This is a genomic window from Altererythrobacter sp. KTW20L (assembly GCF_023501975.1).
Taxonomy (GTDB): domain Bacteria; phylum Pseudomonadota; class Alphaproteobacteria; order Sphingomonadales; family Sphingomonadaceae; genus Alteraurantiacibacter.
In genome coordinates this window covers 210,017-229,742 of the sequence record NZ_JAMFLH010000003.1, presented here as the reverse complement: position 1 = coordinate 229,742, position 19,726 = coordinate 210,017, and the positions used below count along the sequence as shown (strand labels likewise).

Below are 19,726 nucleotides of genomic sequence, written 5' to 3'. Positions count from 1 at the left end.
CTATTCGCCCTTCAGCGCGCGGATATTGGCGGCATAGCGTTCGGGCCCGCCGGTAAAGGTGGCCGATCCCGCCACCAGCACGTCAGCCCCCGCATCGACGCACTGGCGGGCGATCTCGGCATTCACCCCGCCATCCACCTCGATCAGCACGTCCAGCCCGCGCTGGTCGATCATCTTGCGGATCGCGGCGATCTTCTTGAGCTGGCTGGGAATGAAGCTCTGCCCGCCGAAGCCGGGGTTCACGCTCATCACCAGCACCAGGTCGATATCCTCGATCAGGTAGTCGAGCATCTTGGCAGGCGTGGCGGGATTGAGCGAGATACCGGCCTTCTTGCCCAGTGCCTTGATGGCCTGCACGCTGCGGTGGACGTGGGGGCCGGCTTCGGGGTGGACGGTGATGATATCGGCACCGGCGGCGGCGAATTCGCCGATCCACAGGTCCACCGGGGCACACATCAGGTGCACGTCGAACGGCTTGGCGCTGTGCGGGCGCAGGGCCTTGACCACGCCCGGTCCGATGGTGAGGTTGGGCACGAAGTGGCCGTCCATCACATCGACATGGATCCAGTCCGCGCCGGCCGCGTCGATGGCACGCACTTCCTGCCCCAGCCGGGCAAAGTCGGCAGACAGGATCGATGGCGAAATGAGTGGTGCGGTCATGATAGCCCCAAGCGATAGGCCGCCCTGATTCGCGCAACAACCCGCAAAGGGGTATTTTCCACACGACCGAACGCGACAGCGAGGGGCCAGGAACCGGTTTGCCCCTTCCTGAGTAACATCTTCACACCCCATTCACTGGCAAATTGCCATCAGGCCCGCCACAAGGGGCCTGGCGCCCTTCCCGAACGACGACAGAAATTGCCTTGTTAGGATCATCCATGCATTTCACTTTCCGCCGCGCACTACCTGCCCTGGCCGTTACCGCTGCAGCCGCAGGCATGCTGGCTACGGCCACGCCGGCGCTCGCCTACCAGCAGGAAATCCGCAACGATCCGGCGCGCTGCCGCGGCGCAGGCCCGGCCGTGCGTGTCAATGTGTCCGGGATCGAAAGCTCCTCGGGCAATATGCGGGTGCAGATCTATCACGGCACGCGCGAAGACTGGCTCACCAGCGGCAAATGGCTTTACCGGATCGAAGTGCCTGCGCGCGCGGGGTCGATGACCTTCTGCCTGCCGGTGCCCAGTGCAGGTTCCTATGCCGTGGCCGTGCGCCATGACGTCAACGGCAACGACAGGACGGATATCCGCACCGATGGCGGGGCCATGTCGAACAATCCTTCGATCAACATCCTCAACCTCGGTCGCCCCAGCGTAAACCGCACGCGGTTCGACGTGTCGGGCGTGACCACGATCAACGTCAACATGCGCTATATGTAAGGGGATCAGGCCTTCCGGCGGGCGCGCCAGATGTCCCACAGCACGCCCGGCGTACACAGGAAGATGTGCTTCTCGCGCCAGGGTGTGACTTCCACCTTCACCCCGGTGTGCCGCTCCACCTTCCACGCGGCATAGCGGCCGGCCCCATCGAAGGTCTGCGTGGCATAGAGCAGGCGGGCCACGTTCAGCAGCTTGCCCATGCGGCGACGGCGTTTCCACCAGCGCCGGATGGCGCGGCGCCGGTCATCGTCCAGCCGGGGTTCAAGCAACTCGCCATCCCTGGTCACGGCGATCCCGTCGGCGGCCAGGGCTGCCGGCAGCAGGCCCGAGAAATGGTCTGCTTCGGCCATGAGAATCGCCTTTTCGCGGCCCGGCTTTTCCACCCGCAATTCGGCGCGATAGGTGGCGCGGAACAGGGCCAGCCAGAAGCTTTCCTCTGTTCCCCTGGCAGGGCCGACAAGCGTCGCCACCCGCGCAGCTGTCCGTGCCGCCTGCTTAAGAGCATCGACCACGGCTTGCCCGGTTGCCGCATCGGCGGCATGGACCAGCGCGCTGGGCTGGACAAAGCGCGCCCAGATCGTGGTGTCGATGGTTTCGCCGCGACAGGCCTCGGCGAACTTGGCCAGGGTCATTGTGGCGATCTTCGTGCGCAGCATGTCGCCTTCATTCTCCCACTCGCGATAGGAGACGCGGGGCCACAGCCCGGTTTCGGGTTCGCCCGGGAGCAGCACGTAATAGTCGATGACTCCGTCGAGCGACCCGGTGCGCAGGTTGGAGCCGTAGAACAGCACCGCCACCGCGCCTGCATCCAGCGCAAGTTGCGCGGCGAAACGGGCGATGGCGGGATGAACTTCGCGTGCAAGCACTGTGGCGAGGCGCGCGTCGAGAGAGCTTGTCACGGAACGATAAAGCGCAGGCGCGGACCGGGGGTGACACGGTAGGAACCGGGTGGGAAAGCCTCGCCATCGAGGATGAACCGGTCCCCGATATCGAAATCGAACGCTTCCAGCCCCAGTGCCTGATAGCCCATGCGCTGCGTGCCCTTGCCGGCATTGCCGCGGAAGATCAGCGGCAGGCGCAGCAGTACCCGCCAGCGCGAATTGTCGAGCAGGGCGAGGCGCAGCGGGGCCTCGATGCCCTTGAACGGACGCAGGCCAGCGGGGAAGGTCTCCAACGTGGAAACGAAGAGGGCATAACGCTCGTCCGCCGGTGAGCCGCCAGCGTGCGGCAGGTCGGCCCCTGTGGCATCGCGCAACCGCATGCGGGTGGCGCGGCGCCATACGTTGCCGGGGCTGCCGAACAGGGCCTGCAACAGGCTCCATGCCGCGGTCACACCCACTCCGGCAGCATTGAAAACGCCGAAGTCGTGGGCATTCTGACCCAGGCTGATCGCCTGGGTATAGACCCCCGCGCCCAACACGAAGCCGCGCACCTGGGCGCTTTCGTTATCATGCTGCGCGACGACCAGCGGACGGCGCACCACGGTCTTGTCGCGGCGGGCGGCATCGAGCGCTTCGGCCAGGGTCCAGCCCGAACGGATGCCAAGGTCATGGGCCAGGGCATTGGTCTTGCCGCTGGGCATGATGATCAGTGCCGGCCAGCTTTCGCCGAACACGCCAGCGCCGGTCGTCAGCACGTCGCGCACCGTGCCGTCACCGCCATCGATAGCGATGAAATCGACGCCCTTGGCGGCGAAATTGGCGAGGATTTCGGGCAGTTCGTTGCGCCGCGATGGCGAGGCGACAATCACGCCCGGCACGTCGCCCACATCGACCGGCGAGCCTTCGTTGCCGTGGCTGTGCGGATTGCGGATCAGGCCGACCAGCGGTTCGCTGCGGACAGCGGCAATCGGACGTCCCTCGGCACTCGGCTGCGGGACGTCGACCTGTGGCAGGCGGTCGAACAGATGGATGGCGCCATGCATGTCGAACCGCCTAAACCACGCCAAGGGGAAAAATGCCACGCCAAATGTGTGTCTGGCCCATTTCTGTCGCACTTGGGGAACCGTTCATCAGGCCATACACCGGTTGCGATGGCGGCTGGCGCATCAACCGGCGGCGCGATACAACCCGCCCATGCTGACCGAAAACCTCCTCGAAGCCGCGCGCGCCATTGAGCCGCGCATCACCGCCCTGCGCCGCGCGATCCATGCCGAGCCGGAACTTGGCCTCGACACCCCGCTGACCCTCGCCAAGGTGCGGGCCGAACTCGCGGACCTGCCGCTGGAATGGCGGACAGGCACGTCGTGCACCGGCGCGGTCGCTACGCTGAAGGGCGCAAAACCCGGTCCGTCGGTCCTGCTGCGCGGCGACATGGACGCGCTTCCGATGCCGGAAAACACCGGCCTGCCGTTCGCCTCGACCATCCCCGGCCGCATGCACGCCTGCGGCCACGATACCCACACCGCCATGCTGGCCGGCGCCGCGCGCATCCTGGCCGAGCGGCAGGACGAGCTGGCGGGCGAGGTCCGCTTCATGTTCCAGCCGGGCGAGGAAGGCTGGCACGGCGCGCGCTTCATGATTGACGACGGACTGCTGGATCCCTGGCCCGACGCCGCTTTCGCGCTCCACATCATGCCCAATTCGCCGCACGGCGTGCTCGCGGGCAAGGATGGCGCCATGCTGGCGGCGGCCGACCAGTTCGACATCGAGATCACCGGTCGCGGCGGCCATGCCAGTCTGCCGCACGATACGGCCGATCCGGTGCCTGCCGCCGCCGCCATCGTAATGGCGATCCAGGCCATGGTCACCCGCCGCTTTTCCGCGGCCGAGGCGACCGTGGTGACGGTTTCCATGATCGAGGCGGGCACGGCGCACAACATCATTCCCGACATGGCTCACATGCGCGGCACGATCCGCACGCTGTCGGCCGAACGGCGGTTGGCGGTCCACGCCGCGCTGGTCGATGTGGCTGAGCACACCGCGCGGGCCCACGGTTGCGAGGCTGACGTGGTCGTGACACCGGGTTTCCCTGTCACCCTCAACGATCCGCGCGCCGTGTCGCTGGCCGAAACGGTGGCCAAGGACATGGGCGGAGAAGACGGCTGGCAGCGCCTGCCGCACTCGCTGATGGGGGCGGAGGATTTTTCCTATGTGCTGGAGAAAGTCCCCGGCGCGATGCTGTTCCTCGGCGTGGCCAAGGACGGGTCGGACTGGAAAAGCTGTTGCGGCATCCATTCCAGCCGGATGATGGTGGATGAAGCCGCCCTGCCCAAGGGCGCGGCCTTCCTCGCGGCTTGCGCCGTGCGGTTCCTCGACCACGGGTGGAGCGATTCTGCTGCCTAAGCCCCTTTCACTTGTCGCCCCGCTGGCCTAGCATTAACGATCGTTAGAGCCGCATTAGACGGCACCGGGGAGAGAACTGTTGGGTCATTACGACTTCTGCGAAACTTTCGAGGCGCGCGGCGGCAGCTACACCCTGAACGGGATCGTGGACGAGAAGTTCACGCCGGTGTGGGAAGCCTTCGTCGAAAATTTCACCGTGGAAGAGGAACTGGGCGCGGGCTGCTCGGTCGAGGTCGATGGTGAGACCGTGGTGGACCTGTGGGGCGGCTGGGCCGATGCGGGCCGCACCCGCGAATGGGACGCCCATTCAACCGTCTGCATGATGAGCGTGGCCAAGGGCGTGACCGGCATCGCCTTCAACATGTGCGTCGACAAGGGCCTGATCGATATCGACAAGCCGGTGGCGCATTACTGGCCCGAATTCGCCCAGAACGGGAAACAGGACATCCTTGTGCGCTGGTGCCTCGATCACCTGGCGGCGATCCCGGTGCTGACCACCGACACCATGTATCCCGGCGGGTTCTTCGATTATGCCGCCTATATCAAGGCCCTGGAAGTACAGGAGCCGCTGTGGCAGCCGGGCACCCGTGCGGCCTATCACGTCCACAACCAGGGCTTCCTGCTGGGCGAGATCATGCGGCGGGTGACGGGCATGACCGTGGGTCCCTTCCTGCGCGAGAACGTCACCGGGCCGCTCCATGCCGAATATGCCATCGGCGGGATGGATGAGGGCGAACAGGCGCACGTGGCCGAAGTGCTGCCCAACACCGGCGCACGGCTGTTCGCGGCCAAGGACCAGGCCGTGCCGGACAAGCCGACCACGCCCGAAGGCTGGCAGGATGGCGCCGTGCTGCGCAGCTTCGCTTTCCTGCAGAACCCCGCAGAGCCGTGGCACACCACGATGAACAGCCCCGTCTGGCGCACCTGCGAGATCGCCAGCGGATCGGGCCACGGCAATGCCCGCGGCGTGGCACGGATCTATGGCGCGACCGTGGGCGAGGTCGATGGCGTGTCGCTGATGTCGAAGGACAGGCTTGAGGCCATGATTACCGAGCAGCACAACCAGACAGAACTGCTGCAGGAACGCCCCTATCACCAGGGGCTGGGGGTTTTGCTCAACACGCCGGAAGCGGTGTACATGGGGCCGAATATGCGCAGCTTCGGCCACCACGGTCTTGGCGGGTCGATCGGGTTCGGCGATCCCGATGCGAAACTCGGCTTCTCTTACTGCTGCAACCAGATGCATGCGGTGGGCACCAACGGCCCGCGCGCGCGGCGGCTGATCGACGCCGCCTACTCCGTTCTGTGAAGGATAACCTGCGATGACCGACAAGAAGAGCGCCCCTGACATGACCGGAGCCGAGATGTTCGACCGGGGAATGGCGATCCGCCGCCAGGTGCTGGGCGATGCCTATGTCGACAAGGCGCTGGCGAAAAGCGGGCCCTTCAACGAGCCGCTGCAGGAACTGGTCACGACCTATTGCTGGGGCTGGAACTGGGGCCGCGAGGGCCTGCCGCTGCGCGACCGCAGCCTGATCAACCTCGCCATGATCGCGATCCTCAACCGCAGCCACGAGCTGAAAATCCATATCCGCGGCGCGCTCAACAACGGCCTGAGCCGCGAGGAGATCCGCGAAGTCCTGCTGCAGGTGGGTATCTATGGCGGCATCCCTGCGGCGGTCGACAGTTTCCGGCTGGCCAACGAGGCCTTCGCCGAGATCGACGCCGAGGGGGCCGAGGCATGAAGGACAAGAAGCGCCTCAGGATAGAGGTCGAAGTCGCCAAGCTGCCGCTATTGTTCGCCAAATTTGCCGACAACGGCGATCACGAGGCCCTGGCCGACCTGTTCACCGAGGATTGCCAGCTTGCCCGGCCGTTCCAGCCCGACCATCCCTATCACGGGCGCGACAGGGTGCAGGCGATCTTCCGCGACCGCCCGCCCATCCTGGTGCGCCACATCGTCACCAATGTGCTGGTCGAGGTGATTTCCGAAACCGAGGCGCGCGGCACCAATTACCTCACCATGCTGTCGAGCCACGAAGGCACCGAGCCGCCGCAGCCTTCGGGCGCGATCTATGTCGGCGGGTTCGACGATCACTACGTGCTGAGCGAAGGCAAGTGGCGCTTCATGAGCCGCTATGGGCGCGTGGTGCTCCATTCGGGCGGCGCCATGCCCAACATTCCCGCCCCCAGCGATGAAGCAAGAGGAATCAAGTGATGGTCGAAGCCAAGAACGCCGAGGAGCAGTTGGTGCTCGATTTCTTCAAGGTGCTGTCCTCGGGCGACCTGGAGGCGCTGCGTGCCTTCTACCACGAGCATTCGGTGTGGGAGCCCAAGGTCAAGGACATCGCCGGATCTGGCAAGCACGTGGGCATGGACATCATCGACAAGTTCCTCGCGCCCGTGCGCGGCATGTTCATGCCGGGCGATCCCAAGATCCATGTGCAGAACATGTTCAGCGTCGGTCCGTGGGTCTGCGTGGAGAGCAATTCCACCGGCAAGACGATGGACGGGCTGGTGTACGACAACGATTATTGCTGGGTGTTCGAAGTCTCGAACGGCAAGATCGACGCGATGCGCGAGTACATGGATTCGCATTACACCGCCAAGCTGTTCGGAATGGAGTAATGGGACGCTTTGACGGCCAGCCGATTCTGATTTCCGGCGCCGGGCGGGGCTTGGGCGAAGGGATCGCGCGGCATCTGGCGGCAGAAGGCGCTATTGTCGGGATCGCCGATATCAATGGCGAAACCGCGCTGGCCGTGGCCGAAGCGATCATCGCCGATGGGGGCCGCGCCTTCAGCTATGGCGCCGATTGCGGCAGCCGGGCGGAGTTCCTGCAACTGGCGGAGGATTTCGCGCGTGATGCAGGTCCGCTGCGGGCGGTGATCAACAACGCCAGCGTGCTGGTCTACGAGCCGATCGAGGCCGTGACCGAGGAGACACTCGACCGGATGCTGTCGGCAGGCCTGAAAAGCGTGTTCTGGGGGGTGCAGGCCTTCCTCGCCCACCGTGACGAGAACACGCCCGGCAACATTCTCAACTATTCCAGCCCGGTCGCCTATCGGGGGCGACCCAATACCGGGGCCTATACCACGATCAAGGCGGGCATCGCGGGCCTGACCAAGGTGCTGGCGGGCGAGCTTGGCCCGCGCGGCATTCGCGTCAACGCCATCGCGCCGGGATCGGTGCCCACGCCCGCCACCGAAGGCTTCGTGACGGCCGAGCAATACGAACAGCGCGCAAAGAACATCCCGCTGCGCCGCAACGGCACGCCGCTGGACGTGGCCCAGGCGGCGGCTTTCCTGCTGAGCGACGAGGCGAGCTTTATCAACGGGGCCATGCTGGCGGTCGACGGCGGGATTATCGCGGCGGGGTGATGGAACGCGATTTCGCCATCGAACAACAAGTCCCCCTCCCGCTTGCGGGAGGGGTCAGGGGTGGGCGCACAACAGCGACCACTCGTGCGGGACAGGCCCACCCCCGGCCCCTCCCGCAAGCGGGAGGGGAGATAGCATGACCATGTGGCAGGAACGGCTGGACCAGCTGGCAGCTGTGATCGAAGCCGATATCGCGCGCGGCGATTATTATGGCGTCGTGCTGAAGATCGGGCGCGGCGGCAGGCCGGTGTTCGAGCAGGCTATCGGGCACGCCTATGCCAATGGCGAGCGGCCCTTGAAGCTGGACGACGTGTTCAGCCTGTTTTCGGTCACCAAGGCCTTCACCAACGTTCTGGTGATGCGGGCGATCGAGGAGGGGCGCTTCAGCCTCAACACCCGCGTGCGCGACGTGCTGCCCGAATTCACCGGCGCCCCGCGTGACGAGGCGACATTCTTCCACCTGCTCACCCACCAGTCCGGGATGCCGGGCGTGTGGAGCCCGAAGCCCGGCATGTTCCTCGACCGGCTGCAGGAGCTGTTCGACGAAAGCATCGCCCACGTCCACGGCACCAGCAAGCCCGGCGAAAAGAGCGACTATTCGCCGCTGGTCAACCACGTGCTGATGGGCATGGCCCTGGTCCGCACCGACCCCAAGGGCCGCAACTACCAGACGCTGCTGCACGAAGACCTGTTCGCGCCCTTGGGCATGGCGGACACCTCGATGGGCCTGCGGACCGATCTCGACAAGCGCCACGTCCGCCCCGACATGCGCGGCACGGTGCCGATCAAGCACCTCAGCCGCAATATCGAAGGCGACCATGCGCTGTTCGAGGATCCACAGGTAGAGGCCCCGCATGTCGGCTGTGCCAGCACGGCGGGCGATCTGTGGCGCTTTGCCGAGATGCTGCGGCGCGAGGGCGAGCTGGATGGAGCGCGTATCCTCTCCCCCCGCATGGTGCGGTTGGCGCGGCGGGTCCACACCGGCGACAAGCCGAACGAGCTCTACAAGGGCGTGGCGCTGAAAGCCGGGTGGCAGGTGCCGCCCGCCAACCAGGGCCTCGGGTTCCAGGTGCGCGGGCCAACTTTCGGGAAAGGAGGGGGCGTGTTCCAGCACCTGTTCGGCCAGCTTTCCAGCCCCGAAACTTTCGGCAACTACGGCGCCGGATCGACCATGTTCTGGATCGACCCCGAAGCGGACATGACCTTCTCCCTCGTCAGCGCGGGCGTGATGACCCAGGCAGCGAATATCGAACGCTGCGGCAAGTTGTCGGACCTCGCGCTGAGCGCGTGCCTCTAATGCATAACCCCCAACCTCCGTTCGCCTCGAGCGAAGTCGAGAGGCCATGGCGCGAGGTGTCTCGACTTCGCTCGACACGAACGGATCACGGAGCATTTTAGATGAGCGACGCAGATATCATTATCATCGGATCGGGCCACAACGGGCTGGTCGCGGGCGCCTATCTCGCCTGTGCGGGCAAGCGGGTGCTGGTGCTGGAACGCAACGAATGGTTCGGCGGCGGGGTGGTCAGCCGCGAACTGACGCTGCCCGGCTACATGCACGACCAGCATTCGATGAGCCACATCTTCATCCAGGGCAATCCGCTGCTCTTGAACGACGACCTTGGCCTGAAATCAAAATACGGCCTCAAATACGTGTTCCCCGATACGCCGATGATGAGCGTGTGGGAGGATGGCTCGACCCTGCCGCTACACCGCAATCCGGCGAAAAGCGCCGAGGCCATTGCCCGGTTCAGCCGCAAGGATGCCGATACCTTCCTCAAGATGAGCGAGCAGGCCGCACAGTGGCTGCCGATGATCCAGGCCGGGCTCTATTCCCCGCCGATGCCGATGGGCGCGCAGACCGCGATGATGGACCAGAGCGCCGAGGGCCGCGAGATCATGCGGACCATGGCGGTCTCCACCTTCGACCTGATGGAAGAGCTGTTCGAGCACGACAAGGTCAAGGCCCACTTCGGCCGCGTGGCGGGCGAGAACCTCGTTAGCCCGGACGAGAAATCGACCGGCATCGGGGCCTATGTGTTCCTCGGCTTCCTCGAGAAGTTCGGCTTCGGCGTGCCGGTCGGCGGGTCGGGCAGCCTGACCAATGCCCTGATCGCCTGCATCCGCGACCACGGCGGCACGGTGCTGGCGAACAAGGTCGTTCGCGAGGTCGTCACCGATGGCGCGCAGGCCTGCGGCGTGGTGCTGGATGATGGCGAGCGGTTGTCCTGTACCGATGGCATCATCGGCGCGATCCACCCGCACGTGCTGCCCGACATGGTGCCTTCGCTCCCTGCGAACGTGGCGAAGAACGCGCTGCGCACCCACATCACCGATGCCGCCTGCTTCACCGTCCATGCTGCGCTCGACGCACCGATGAAGTTCAAGGCCAAGGCGGCGGACGGCAGCAACTTGTCGGCGGTAATGTACGAACTGATGCCGGCGGAATACGAGGACATGCGCCGCGCCTTCGACGAGCTGCGCTATGGCAATTTCAGCCCCACGCCGCTGGTCGGCGTCGGGCAACTGACCCAGCACGATCCCAGCCGCGCGCCCGATGGCAAGGCGATCTTCCACGCCTGGGACTACGTGCCATACACCCGCAAGGACGGGCGCAACTGGGATGATGCCAAGCGCGAATTTGCCGATGGCATCATCAGCCGGATGGGCGACTTTATCGAGAACGTGCCCGATGTGGTGCTCGACTACCACTGCGATAGTCCGGTCGACATGGAACGCACCAGCCCCAGCTTCTACCGCGGTGACCTCCACGGCATTGCCACGACCACCTATCAATCAGGCAGCCACCGCCCCACGCCGGAACTGGGCCAGTACCGCGTGCCGGGGGTCGAGCGGCTCTACCTCGTCGGCCCGTTCCAGCATCCCGGCGGTGGCGTGTTCGGTGCTGGGCGCGCCACCGCAATGGTGATGGCCGAAGATATTGGCGTGGACTTTGACGAGATCAGGCCATGAAAATCCGCGCCGCCGACAAGAGCGAGTTGATGCAGGTCAGCAAGATCGAGCGCAAGGGCAACGACCTGGTGCTGAAGGGCAAGGTCTATGGCACGATGCCGATGACCGCGACGCTCAGCCCCGAGGAGGCCAAGGCCTTCCTCAAGCTGCTGACGCCGGGCCTCGCCTGGTTCATCCTCACCCTGCCGTTCCGCAAGTCGAAGGACAGCAAATGACCAAACGCCACGAGGGCAAATCCCACATCGTTACCGGCGCTGCTGGCGCCATCGGCTTTGCCACCAGCGAAATCCTCTGCCGCGAAGGGGGTGAGGTGCTGCTGGTCGATATCAACGCCGAAGGGTTGCAGGCGCGCACCGCCGAACTGGCCGCCAAGGGCTATCGCGCCCTGGCCCATGTCGCCGATTGCGCCGACGAGGCCGCGGTCGAAGGCTATGCCAAGGCCGCGATGGAGCAGTTCGGCAAGATCGACGGCTTCTTCAACAACGCCGGGATCGAGGGCGACCTTGCCCCCACCCACGAATACGATATCGCGATGTTCGACAAGGTGCTGCACGTGAACCTGCGCGGCATGTTCCTCGGCCTGCGTTTCGTGCTGCCGCACATGGTGGAAGCGGGCAAGGGCGCAGTGGTCAACACCGCTTCCATCGGATCGGAGCGCGGCCTTGCGGGGGCCTGCGCCTATAACGCCGCCAAGCACGGCGCGGTCGGGCTGACCCGTACGGCGGCGAGCGAAGTGGCGCAAAAGGGCGTGCGGGTGAACTGCGTGATGCCCGGCGTGATCGAAACGCCGCTGCTGGTCGGCATGCTCGAACAGATGTTCGACGACGTTGCCGCGGGCATGAAGAAGCTGGGCGAAGTCGCCACCCTCAACCGCGTCGGCCAGCCGCGCGAAGTGGGCGACGTGGTCAGCTTCCTGCTCAGCGACGAGGCGAGCTACGTCAACGGCGCCAAGTGGGAGATCGATGGCGGCGCGCTGGCGACGATCCGCAACGACATCTAGCGGGAACACGGCGCCTTCCTGACACGGCCGCGTCCGGCGGCGCCAAGCGTGTTGCAACGATTAGGACTTCTGCTTGCCTCCTGCCCCGGTCACGGGCAGCAGGGGGGTCATGGACTTTTATCCGCTGTTTGAAATCGGGGTGTCGATCGCTGCGGCGGTGATCCTGTTCGTCTATGCCTTGAAGGGTTTCAGCAACGATATCCGCAAGGCCGGAGGGGCGGCGCTGGACCGGCTGCTGACGCGGCTTACGAACAATCCGGTATCGGGTTTCGGACTGGGCGCCGTATTGACCGCACTGGTGCAATCGTCCAGCGCCATTTCGGGCATCACCGTGGCCCTGGTGCAGGCGGGCACGATCAGCTTTCGCGGCAGCCTGCCGGTGTTCCTTGGCGCCAATGTGGGGACCACTTCCACCGCCTGGCTGGTGGCGATCAATGCCACGATCCTGGGGCCGTTCCTGATCGTGGCCAGCGCGCTGATGTCCTTTGCGCCGCAGCGGGTGCGATTGTTCGGCCATGCGGTGCTTTATCTCGGCATCATCCTGCTCGCCCTGCAACTGATCAGCACCTATGTCGCGCCCCTGCGCCAGTCGGAAGATGTGGCGGCCTGGCTGGTCCATGCCAGCAATCCGCTGATCGGACTGCTGATCGGCGTGGTGCTGACAGCCATGCTGCAATCGAGCAGCGTGGTGGTGGGGCTTGCCGTGGTGGCCGTTTCGCAAGGCCTACTGACCACGCCCGATGTTGTCCCCATCGTGCTGGGGGCGAATATCGGGACCACATCCACCGCCTTGTTCGCGGCCCTGTCGATGGGCACACTTGCCCGGCGAGCAGCCTTTGCCAACCTGGTGTTCAACTTTGTCGGCGTGCTGGCCTTCCTGCCGTTCCTGGGCCGGTTCAGTGCCTATGTGCTGGACCTTACCGGCCCTGGCACCGTGGCCGTGGCAACCGCGCACCTGCTGTTCAACCTGGCCGTTGCCGTCATCGGATTTGCCCTCATCCCGCTGGTGGTGCGGTTTTATCGCGACCGCCCGCCTGCTTCGGAGGTGTGAGCCGGTTGTCGGAAGACTGATCCGGCGGAACCGCCGGGCAGCCAGTCTCGTTCATCCTGCGAAAGGAACCTTGGAACATGGCAGGCGGATGGACCCGCGATGGCGCGGTGCAGGACCAGATCGACGACACGGTGAGCGATGCCGTGGCCGCCGCCCGCGCCGGGCTGGCGGGCGGCAAGGGCGCTGACTATTGCGATGATTGCGGCGAGGACATCCCGCTCGCTAGGCGGCAGGCGCTGCCGCACGCGCGGACCTGTGTTGCCTGCCAGTCTGCCCGTGATGTGCAGCGGCGATCCGCCGGAATCAACCGTCGCGGCAGCAAGGACAGCCAATTGCGCTAGATATTCGGCACGATGAAGTTGGCGAGATAACTGCGCGGTCCCGCCACTGCGGTGCACACGATGGCGGAGACATCCTCGCCGCGATATTGCAGCCGGCACCAGCCGCGCGCCTCGTCGGCCCGGTTACGGCCGCGGCGGGCTACGTGGTGCAGGTCGAGTTCACTCCCGTTCCAGCTTCCCACGAAACGGATCGACGGTTCGAACCCGCGCGAGGCGAAGGCGATGCCATCCTCCCGCAACAGGGCTTCGCCGCATTGTACCAGTGTGGCGCCTTCCACTTCGGCTGACACTTCAGGGGGATAGGTGCAGCGCCCCTCCAGACGGATCGTCTCCGAAGACTGCGGGTTCAATTGCGCCAGCACCAGGCCGGTCAACAGGGCTAGCATCGATCACGACTCCAAATGCTGGAACGGGATGATGTTCTGCCAGTTTATCCTGTAAAGAAAGGGAGTTTACCATGTTCGGAAGAATTGTTGGCGCGATTGCAGGCTCGCAGGCAGCCAAGCACACGGCCAAGGTCGGCGGCAAAGGCGGAGCATTGCTTGGCGCGGTTGCCGTTCCATTCATCGCCCGCATGAGCATACCCGCGCTGGCCGTGGTCGGCGTGGGCGGCTATTTCGCCAAGAAGGCCTATGACAGGCGCGAAGCCCGCAAGGCTGGCCGCGGGCCGGACAAACGCACGACGTCCGCGACCTGAGTTTCAGCGTTCGGGATCAAGCCCTGCTGCTGCTTCAACCACCTTGGCTATGGCGGTGAAATCGGCGGCGGGGCCTTCGCGCACCAGGGTGCGTTCGAGATAGTCCTGCACGACCTGGCCCAGCGGCAGCGGCACACCGGCGGCCTGGGCCTCGTCCATCAGCAGCCGTGTGTCCTTGAGGCTGAGCGCTGCAGCAAAACCGAAATCGAAGGTGCGCGGCAAAACGCTCCTGGGCCACTTGTCGCGCGTGGCCGAATTGATGCCGGTGGACTGATTGAGCACCTCGATCATCTTGGCCGGGTCCAGCCCCTGCTTGATGCCGAAGGCCATACCTTCCGCCGTCACCCCGATGGCGACCGCGCCCAAGAGGTTGTTGACCAGCTTCATGGTCTGGCCGGCGCCCGGCGTTTCGCCCATGTAGAACGGCTTGCCGATAGCTTCGAGCAACGACCTCAGGTTAGCTTCATATTCTGTGGATGGTCCGCCAACCATGATCGAGATGGTCGCCTGCTCGGCGCCCTTTATCCCGCCCGATACCGGCGCATCGAAACAGGCGACCTGCGGCAGGGCGCTGGCCAGTTCGACCGCCAGTTGCGGGCCGGAGGTGGAGAGGTCACACAGGATCGCGGGGGCCTTGGTTGAACAGATGCCATCGGCCCCCAGCACCGCCTCGCGCACAATGGCCGGTGTCGGCAGGCTGGTGAACACGACCTGGCATTGCTCGCCCAAAGCGGCGGCGGAACCTGCCGCCGTGGCACCTTGCGCCACTAGTGCGGCCACGGCCTCTGCCGAGACATCATGAACCAGCAGCTTATGCCCCGCTTTCAGTAGGTTGGCCGCCATCGGCGCGCCCATGCGGCCCAAACCCAGAAACCCGATTGTCGTCATAAAGCCTCCAGGATCGGCCTATGCGGCGCGAGGTCCACGCGGGCAATGTCGTTTTCGCAAGGGAAGCAGGCCAGCACCAGCGGATCGTGGCCGGGGATCACATGGTCGAGCGAACCGCCTGCGAGCGTCATGACCTTGTCTTGCGCTGCGGCATAGTCTGCCTCGTCGACAAAGATCGGGAAGGGAATGGCACGGGTGATGTTGGCATAGAGGTGCGCCGCGTCGCTCGCCAGCACAACGGGCCCGCGCGCGGTGTCGCATACCACCACCATCAGGCCCGCCGTGTGCCCCTGGGCCAGTGCCAGCCTGATGCCCGGCGCAAAATCCTCGTCGCCATCATGGAACACCACGTGATCGGCGTAGAGCCGCCGTACGAGCTGCGCCACCGGCTCGCCATCGAACGGACCGCGCACGCCGTGGTCGCACATCTGTCGGCCGGTGGCGAAGGCCATCTCGGCATCCTGCACGTGGAACGTGGCATTGGGGAAGGTGCTCAGCGATCCGGCATGGTCATAATGCAGGTGGGTCAGGATCACGTGTTCGACCGACAGGTGATCGATCCCCGCATCGCGCAGCCCTTCGATCAGCGGCCGGGTGATGATCCGCCCGCGCGCGACGGCCGCCTGCTCGCCGAAGCCGGTATCGACGATGACCGGATGCTCGCCCTCCCGGTGGATTGCCCAGACGAAATAGTCGAGCGGCATCGGCAGGTCGTGGTCATCCACCGGCGCGGCGAAGTTCTCCGCCGCCGGTCGTTCGTGCCGGGCATAGCGGATGGCGTCGATGCGGGTGACGGGTGCCAATTCAGCCAAACCGCAACCGCACCGGCTGTTTCATCGGCCCGTGGCCGACGGTGGTCATCCATGGCTCATAGTCACCCGCGATTTCGAACCCCGCCACTTCGCGCACCAGGGTGCCGAGGAAAGCCGATGCCTCGGTCTGCGCCAGGGTGCGGCCGACGCAGCCGTGGACGCCGTAGCCCCACCCGAGCGAGTGCTTGTTGTCGCGCTCGATGTCGTAGCGCTCCGGTTCTGCCCAATAGCGCGGGTCGCGGTTGGCGGCGGCGAACATCAGGCCGCAACGGGTGCCTGCCGGGACCACCAGGTCATCGATCTGGACATCGCAGGTGGCGATGCGGCCGGCCATGCGGCTGGGCGAATCCCACCTGAGCGACTCGTCGAAAGCGTTGCGCAGCAGCTTGGGATTGGCCCGCAACTTGGCATACTGGTCGGGGAACAGCGCCCAGGCGCGGATGGCATTGGCCATGGTGAGGTAGGTGGTGTCGGCCCCGGCGGAAAGGATCGTCTGCAACAGCAGCTTGGCCTCGTCCATCGTCACCTGCCCGCGATCGGCCGCGCGGAAGATTTCAGCCCCGATACCTTCGGGATCGATCGCATCGCGGTCGCATGCCGTGCCGAGCCATTCGATCACGGCGGAAAAGTCGTGCGCCATCGCTTCGTCGAACAGTTCTCCCGGCGGACCCATCGTGGCCCAGACCATCTGCGAAAAACCATGCATGTGGTGGCGGCCTTCCTGCGGCAGGCCCAGCACATCGGGCAGTACGCGGAAGATATAGGCCTGGGTGATCTCGCCCACGGCATCGACCGCCTCGCCTTCACGCGCGCGCAGTTCGTCGACGAATTCCTGCGCCGCCGCCTCGAACACCGCCTTGGTGCGTTCCAGCGCGCGGGGCGACAGCGCATCCTGCACCACCTTGCGCACCTGGGTATGGCGGGGCGGATCGTCGGTCAGGAGGATTTCCGGGCGGGGGCTGTTGGGATCGTGCCACGGGCGGCTGGCGCTGGAAAAGCTCTTCCAGTCCAAGAGGCCGCTGGTCACATGCTCGTGCCGGGCGATCATCACCGTGCCATCGTGCAGGCGGACGGCAGGGGCGAATTCGCGCACCTCGTCATCCACCGCGCGGGCATTGCGCACGGCATCGGGGGTGAAGATGTCGTAGGGGAAGAGGGGGATCTCTTTCATCTCAAACTACCCTTCCGTTCGCATCGAGCGAAGTCGAGATGCCGCGCGCCAGTGTCTCGACTTCGCTCGACACGAACGGGACTGGGAGGCTGGCCATCACAACCCCAGCCCGTGGAACCAGGTCTCGCCATCGGGTGCAGTTTCGATGTGGCCCGCCGTGGGATCGAAGAAATGCGCGCCGATCACCACCACGCCGCTGTCGCGGTATTTCTCCACGAAGGACTGGCGCGACTGGCGGCCGGCGTCCTTGTCCATGTCGAACGTGGCGGTGCGGTGCGGCATGGCACACTGCATCGGGTGGTGCATCAGGTCGCCGGTGATGACCGCCCGCTCGCTTCCGCTTTCGATGCAGACGTGGACGTGGCCGGGGGTGTGGCCGTGGCTCGGCTCGGTGACGATACGCCATCCTTCGCCCTCGGCGATCACGTGGTTGGCCTCGATGAAATCGGCCATGCCCAGCGCCACGATCGGATCGACGCATTCGACCAGGTGATTGTCCGAATGGTGGCCATCGTGGCGGATCACGTTCTGCCAGGCATCATATTCGGTCTTGCCGAACAGGTAGCGGGCCTTGGGGAAGGTCGGCCGGTACTCGCCGCTCTCCGGGTCCTTGTAGGTGTTCCAGCCGACATGGTCGAAATGCAGGTGGGTGCACATCACCGTGTCGATCTCGGCGCGCGAGAGGCCGAGCGATTCGAGATCCTCCAGGAAGCCTTCGGGCAGGTTGCAGAACACGTCGAAGTCCCGCTCGCGCCCCGCGCCGATGCAGCTGTCGACCACCATGTTGAGGCCCCCACCATTTCTATTGGGCGCCTGGACCACGAAGCCCTGGAAGTTCATCCGCTGCAGCCCCTCGGGCGTGGCATAGTGCGGGTGCAGCCATTCGAGCGCGATCACTTCCTCTGCCGTGGCATCGGACATGGTCATGTTGATGTTGTCGGTGAAGTTGTAGATCTCGACAATGCGGGTGATTTTCACCTCACCCACCTGCCAGCTCATCATGGTTTCGCGTGCCACGTCAGGTTCTCTCCGGTTCAGGCGGCTTTTGCCGCTCGTTTCGCTTTGGGCTTATAGCGCGCCACGCTTTCCGGCGGCAGTTGCGCAGCAGGCAGTGCAGGCTTGCCGAGGATGAAATCGGCGCAGCGTTCGCCGATCATCACGCAAGGTGCATTGGTGTTGCCCCCGATCACGCTTGGCATGACAGAGGCATCGGCCACCCGCAACCCGGCGATCCCGCGCACGCGGAGCTGCGGATCGACCACGGCGCTGGCGTCATCCACGCTGCCCATCTTGGCTGTGCCGACCGGGTGGTGGACGGTATAGCCGGTGGCGCGGATATAGGCGTCCCACTCGGCATCGGTCTGGCATTCCGGGCCGGGGGCGACTTCGGTGCCTTGGTATTTGGCAAAAGGCCGGGTGGCAAAGGCGGCGCGGCTGATCTTGAGGGCGCGGATCAGGGGGAGGATATCCTCCGGTTCCTTGAGTAGGTTGGGATCAATCAGCGGGGCGGCGGTGGGATCGCCACTGGCGAGGCGCACGGTGCCGCGGCTCTTGGGATAGAGCGCCACCGGGCTGATCGCATAGCCGTGGCCAATCGGGAACGGCACCTTGGGGTTGGTCAGGCGGCGGGCGGGCTGGAACACGAACTGCACGTCGGGCTTGGCTAGGCTGGGATCGGTGCGCAGGAAAGCCACGCTCTCGAACACGTTGCCTGCCAGTGGCCCCTTGCGGGTGGCGAGGTAATAGAAGAACCAGAATATGTCGCGCGGCATGGCCTTCCAGCTGATGCCGTAGGAGGTGGAATCGCTCGTTTCCATGTGGATCGGGCTGGCGACATGGTCGTGATAGTTGCTGCCCACTCCGGGGAGGTCCGCCAACACCTCGACGCCCATCTCTTTCAGGTGGGCGGCGGGGCCGATGCCGCTCAGCATCAGGATCTGCGGGGTCTGCACCGTTCCGGCGCTGAGGACGATCTCGTGGCGGGCAGCGATGACGCGGCCATCGGTGAGTTCCACCCCTGTGGCGCGGCCCAGTTCCACGATCACGCGGGCGACCTGCGCATCGGTCTGGACGTGGATGTTGCCGCGCTCCATCGCCGGGCGGAGCATGTTCTTGGCGCTTGATTCGCGCAGGCCGTTGCGGATCAGCCCCTGGCGGCGGCCATAGCCTTCCGGATTGGGGCCGTTGAAATCGGGGCACTTGGGAAATTGCAGCTCCGCCAGGGCATCCATGAAGGCGTAGTTGAGCGGGTTCGGCCCCTCGACGATCTTGGCGTTGATCGAGCCGCCGCTGCCATGGAACACGCTTGCGGGGAAATCCTCGTTGTTCTCGGTGCGGGTGAAATAGGGCAGCACTTCGGCATAGGACCAGCCCTTGCAGCCCGCATCCGCCCAGTCATCATAATCGGTCGGGTGCCCGCGGAAATAGACCATGCCGTTGATCGCGCCCGATCCGCCGATCACCCGCCCGCGGGGCACGCCGATCTTGCGCCCGGCCATGCCTTCTTGTGGCACGGTCTCGAACCGCCAGTTGGTTTCCTTGCGGCCGATGGCGGCGGCAACGAAGCTGGGCACGTGGATAAACGGATGGCTGTCATGCCCTCCCGCCTCCAGCACGCAGACGGTCTTGGTGGAATCTTCCCCCAGCCGCGCCGCCAGCGCCGCGCCGGACGAGCCTGCGCCGATCACGATATAGTCGAATTCACCAGCCAGCATGTGTCTCGTCTCTCCCGCCGCTCATGGTGCGCGAGCGGG

At 65.2% G+C, this 19,726-nt stretch carries 23 protein-coding genes; 14 read left to right on the top strand and 9 right to left on the bottom strand.

Features of this window, described 5'->3' with window-relative positions:
• Nucleotides 1-660, bottom strand: a complete 660-nt coding sequence (rpe, locus tag M3P36_RS04250; RefSeq protein WP_249701335.1) for a ribulose-phosphate 3-epimerase — start codon at nt 658-660, stop codon at nt 1-3.
• A 218-nt stretch (nt 661-878) separates the two neighbouring features.
• On the opposite strand from rpe, the gene M3P36_RS04245 reads away from it, so the two are divergent.
• Nucleotides 879-1,376 (top strand): DUF2141 domain-containing protein, encoded by a 498-nt coding sequence (locus M3P36_RS04245; RefSeq protein WP_249701308.1) that lies wholly within the window; start codon nt 879-881, stop codon nt 1,374-1,376.
• Between the two features lie 5 nt (nt 1,377-1,381).
• On the opposite strand, the gene M3P36_RS04240 is transcribed toward M3P36_RS04245, so the two are convergent.
• A complete protein-coding gene (locus tag M3P36_RS04240) occupies nt 1,382-2,275 on the bottom strand; it encodes a hypothetical protein (protein WP_249701295.1) in 894 nt (297 codons plus the stop codon).
• Nucleotides 2,272-3,300, bottom strand: coding sequence for a diacylglycerol/lipid kinase family protein (locus M3P36_RS04235; protein ID WP_249701280.1), 1,029 nt, complete (start codon nt 3,298-3,300; stop codon nt 2,272-2,274). The genes M3P36_RS04240 and M3P36_RS04235 overlap by 4 nt, the downstream gene beginning before the upstream one ends.
• A 151-nt stretch (nt 3,301-3,451) precedes the next feature.
• Between M3P36_RS04235 and M3P36_RS04230 the strand changes: the two genes are divergently transcribed.
• The 12 genes from M3P36_RS04230 (at nt 3,452) to M3P36_RS04175 (ending at nt 13,405) form a co-directional block, all read left to right on the top strand.
• On the top strand, nt 3,452-4,660 hold the full coding sequence (locus M3P36_RS04230) for a M20 metallopeptidase family protein (RefSeq protein WP_249701266.1): 1,209 nt from the start codon (nt 3,452-3,454) through the stop codon (nt 4,658-4,660).
• A 79-nt stretch (nt 4,661-4,739) separates the two neighbouring features.
• Nucleotides 4,740-5,969, top strand: coding sequence for a serine hydrolase domain-containing protein (locus M3P36_RS04225; protein WP_249701255.1), 1,230 nt, complete (start codon nt 4,740-4,742; stop codon nt 5,967-5,969).
• Between the two features lie 13 nt (nt 5,970-5,982).
• Entirely contained in the window at nt 5,983-6,405 is a 423-nt protein-coding gene (locus M3P36_RS04220; protein WP_349630537.1) for a carboxymuconolactone decarboxylase family protein, read from the top strand.
• The gene (locus M3P36_RS04215; RefSeq protein WP_249701241.1) at nt 6,402-6,878 is read left to right on the top strand and encodes a nuclear transport factor 2 family protein; all 477 of its coding nucleotides are present in this window, start codon (nt 6,402-6,404) and stop codon (nt 6,876-6,878) included. The genes M3P36_RS04220 and M3P36_RS04215 overlap by 4 nt, the downstream gene beginning before the upstream one ends.
• Nucleotides 6,878-7,288, top strand: coding sequence for a nuclear transport factor 2 family protein (locus tag M3P36_RS04210; RefSeq protein WP_249701232.1), 411 nt, complete (start codon nt 6,878-6,880; stop codon nt 7,286-7,288). The genes M3P36_RS04215 and M3P36_RS04210 overlap by 1 nt, the downstream gene beginning before the upstream one ends.
• Nucleotides 7,288-8,040, top strand: a complete 753-nt coding sequence (locus M3P36_RS04205) for an SDR family NAD(P)-dependent oxidoreductase (RefSeq protein ID WP_249701217.1) — start codon at nt 7,288-7,290, stop codon at nt 8,038-8,040. Before M3P36_RS04210 ends, M3P36_RS04205 begins: the two co-directional genes overlap by 1 nt.
• 136 nt (nt 8,041-8,176) lie before the next feature.
• The gene (locus M3P36_RS04200; protein WP_249701215.1) at nt 8,177-9,337 is read left to right on the top strand and encodes a serine hydrolase domain-containing protein; all 1,161 of its coding nucleotides are present in this window, start codon (nt 8,177-8,179) and stop codon (nt 9,335-9,337) included.
• Between the two features lie 101 nt (nt 9,338-9,438).
• A complete protein-coding gene (locus M3P36_RS04195; RefSeq protein ID WP_249701211.1) occupies nt 9,439-11,013 on the top strand; it encodes a phytoene desaturase family protein in 1,575 nt (524 codons plus the stop codon).
• The gene (locus M3P36_RS04190; protein WP_249701193.1) at nt 11,010-11,228 is read left to right on the top strand and encodes a hypothetical protein; all 219 of its coding nucleotides are present in this window, start codon (nt 11,010-11,012) and stop codon (nt 11,226-11,228) included. The genes M3P36_RS04195 and M3P36_RS04190 overlap by 4 nt, the downstream gene beginning before the upstream one ends.
• The gene (locus M3P36_RS04185) at nt 11,225-12,013 is read left to right on the top strand and encodes an SDR family NAD(P)-dependent oxidoreductase (protein ID WP_249701191.1); all 789 of its coding nucleotides are present in this window, start codon (nt 11,225-11,227) and stop codon (nt 12,011-12,013) included. Before M3P36_RS04190 ends, M3P36_RS04185 begins: the two co-directional genes overlap by 4 nt.
• 109 nt (nt 12,014-12,122) lie before the next feature.
• Nucleotides 12,123-13,064 (top strand): Na/Pi cotransporter family protein, encoded by a 942-nt coding sequence (locus M3P36_RS04180; protein WP_249701189.1) that lies wholly within the window; start codon nt 12,123-12,125, stop codon nt 13,062-13,064.
• A 77-nt stretch (nt 13,065-13,141) separates the two neighbouring features.
• Nucleotides 13,142-13,405, top strand: a complete 264-nt coding sequence (locus tag M3P36_RS04175; protein WP_249701185.1) for a DksA/TraR family C4-type zinc finger protein — start codon at nt 13,142-13,144, stop codon at nt 13,403-13,405.
• Here the strand turns inward: M3P36_RS04175 and M3P36_RS04170 are convergent.
• Nucleotides 13,402-13,791 carry a hypothetical protein gene (locus M3P36_RS04170; RefSeq protein ID WP_249701168.1) on the bottom strand — a complete coding sequence of 130 codons (390 nt, stop codon included), beginning with the start codon at nt 13,789-13,791 and terminating at the stop codon, nt 13,402-13,404. The two genes, M3P36_RS04175 and M3P36_RS04170, sit on opposite strands and share 4 nt — an antisense overlap.
• 71 nt (nt 13,792-13,862) lie before the next feature.
• Between M3P36_RS04170 and M3P36_RS04165 the strand changes: the two genes are divergently transcribed.
• Complete coding sequence (locus M3P36_RS04165) at nt 13,863-14,102, top strand: hypothetical protein (protein WP_249701166.1); 240 nt, start codon at nt 13,863-13,865, stop codon at nt 14,100-14,102.
• A gap of 3 nt (nt 14,103-14,105) precedes the next feature.
• Here the strand turns inward: M3P36_RS04165 and M3P36_RS04160 are convergent, their stop codons facing one another.
• From M3P36_RS04160 to M3P36_RS04140, 5 genes are all read right to left on the bottom strand, one after another.
• On the bottom strand, nt 14,106-14,990 hold the full coding sequence (locus M3P36_RS04160) for an NAD(P)-dependent oxidoreductase (protein ID WP_249701164.1): 885 nt from the start codon (nt 14,988-14,990) through the stop codon (nt 14,106-14,108).
• Nucleotides 14,987-15,793: an N-acyl homoserine lactonase family protein gene (locus M3P36_RS04155; RefSeq protein WP_249701162.1), complete on the bottom strand. Its 807-nt coding sequence runs from the start codon at nt 15,791-15,793 to the stop codon at nt 14,987-14,989. The genes M3P36_RS04160 and M3P36_RS04155 overlap by 4 nt, the downstream gene beginning before the upstream one ends.
• Before the next feature lies 1 nt (nt 15,794).
• Nucleotides 15,795-16,973, bottom strand: coding sequence for a cytochrome P450 (locus tag M3P36_RS04150; protein WP_249701146.1), 1,179 nt, complete (start codon nt 16,971-16,973; stop codon nt 15,795-15,797).
• 96 nt (nt 16,974-17,069) lie between these two features.
• Complete coding sequence (locus M3P36_RS04145) at nt 17,070-17,990, bottom strand: MBL fold metallo-hydrolase (protein WP_249701117.1); 921 nt, start codon at nt 17,988-17,990, stop codon at nt 17,070-17,072.
• 17 nt (nt 17,991-18,007) lie between these two features.
• A complete protein-coding gene (locus tag M3P36_RS04140) occupies nt 18,008-19,687 on the bottom strand; it encodes a GMC family oxidoreductase (RefSeq protein WP_249701114.1) in 1,680 nt (559 codons plus the stop codon).
• Nucleotides 19,688-19,726: the final 39 nt, after the last annotated feature.

Bases quoted from the DNA above. Each gene is read 5' to 3' on its own strand.
- M3P36_RS04235 (WP_249701280.1), bottom strand. From the start codon at position 3,300: ATGCATGGCGCCATCCATCTGTTCGACCGCCTGCCACAGGTCGACGTC.
- M3P36_RS04170 (WP_249701168.1), bottom strand. From the start codon at position 13,791: ATGCTAGCCCTGTTGACCGGCCTGGTGCTGGCGCAATTGAACCCGCAG.
- M3P36_RS04210 (WP_249701232.1), top strand. From the start codon at position 6,878: ATGGTCGAAGCCAAGAACGCCGAGGAGCAGTTGGTGCTCGATTTCTTC.
- M3P36_RS04150 (WP_249701146.1), bottom strand. From the start codon at position 16,973: ATGAAAGAGATCCCCCTCTTCCCCTACGACATCTTCACCCCCGATGCC.
- M3P36_RS04220 (WP_349630537.1), top strand. From the start codon at position 5,983: ATGACCGACAAGAAGAGCGCCCCTGACATGACCGGAGCCGAGATGTTC.
- M3P36_RS04200 (WP_249701215.1), top strand. From the start codon at position 8,177: ATGACCATGTGGCAGGAACGGCTGGACCAGCTGGCAGCTGTGATCGAA.
- M3P36_RS04215 (WP_249701241.1), top strand. From the start codon at position 6,402: ATGAAGGACAAGAAGCGCCTCAGGATAGAGGTCGAAGTCGCCAAGCTG.
- M3P36_RS04180 (WP_249701189.1), top strand. From the start codon at position 12,123: ATGGACTTTTATCCGCTGTTTGAAATCGGGGTGTCGATCGCTGCGGCG.
- M3P36_RS04190 (WP_249701193.1), top strand. From the start codon at position 11,010: ATGAAAATCCGCGCCGCCGACAAGAGCGAGTTGATGCAGGTCAGCAAG.
- M3P36_RS04245 (WP_249701308.1), top strand. From the start codon at position 879: ATGCATTTCACTTTCCGCCGCGCACTACCTGCCCTGGCCGTTACCGCT.
- rpe (WP_249701335.1), bottom strand. From the start codon at position 660: ATGACCGCACCACTCATTTCGCCATCGATCCTGTCTGCCGACTTTGCC.
- M3P36_RS04205 (WP_249701217.1), top strand. From the start codon at position 7,288: ATGGGACGCTTTGACGGCCAGCCGATTCTGATTTCCGGCGCCGGGCGG.
- M3P36_RS04185 (WP_249701191.1), top strand. From the start codon at position 11,225: ATGACCAAACGCCACGAGGGCAAATCCCACATCGTTACCGGCGCTGCT.
- M3P36_RS04230 (WP_249701266.1), top strand. From the start codon at position 3,452: ATGCTGACCGAAAACCTCCTCGAAGCCGCGCGCGCCATTGAGCCGCGC.
- M3P36_RS04160 (WP_249701164.1), bottom strand. From the start codon at position 14,990: ATGACGACAATCGGGTTTCTGGGTTTGGGCCGCATGGGCGCGCCGATG.
- M3P36_RS04175 (WP_249701185.1), top strand. From the start codon at position 13,142: ATGGCAGGCGGATGGACCCGCGATGGCGCGGTGCAGGACCAGATCGAC.
- M3P36_RS04195 (WP_249701211.1), top strand. From the start codon at position 9,439: ATGAGCGACGCAGATATCATTATCATCGGATCGGGCCACAACGGGCTG.
- M3P36_RS04165 (WP_249701166.1), top strand. From the start codon at position 13,863: ATGTTCGGAAGAATTGTTGGCGCGATTGCAGGCTCGCAGGCAGCCAAG.
- M3P36_RS04140 (WP_249701114.1), bottom strand. From the start codon at position 19,687: ATGCTGGCTGGTGAATTCGACTATATCGTGATCGGCGCAGGCTCGTCC.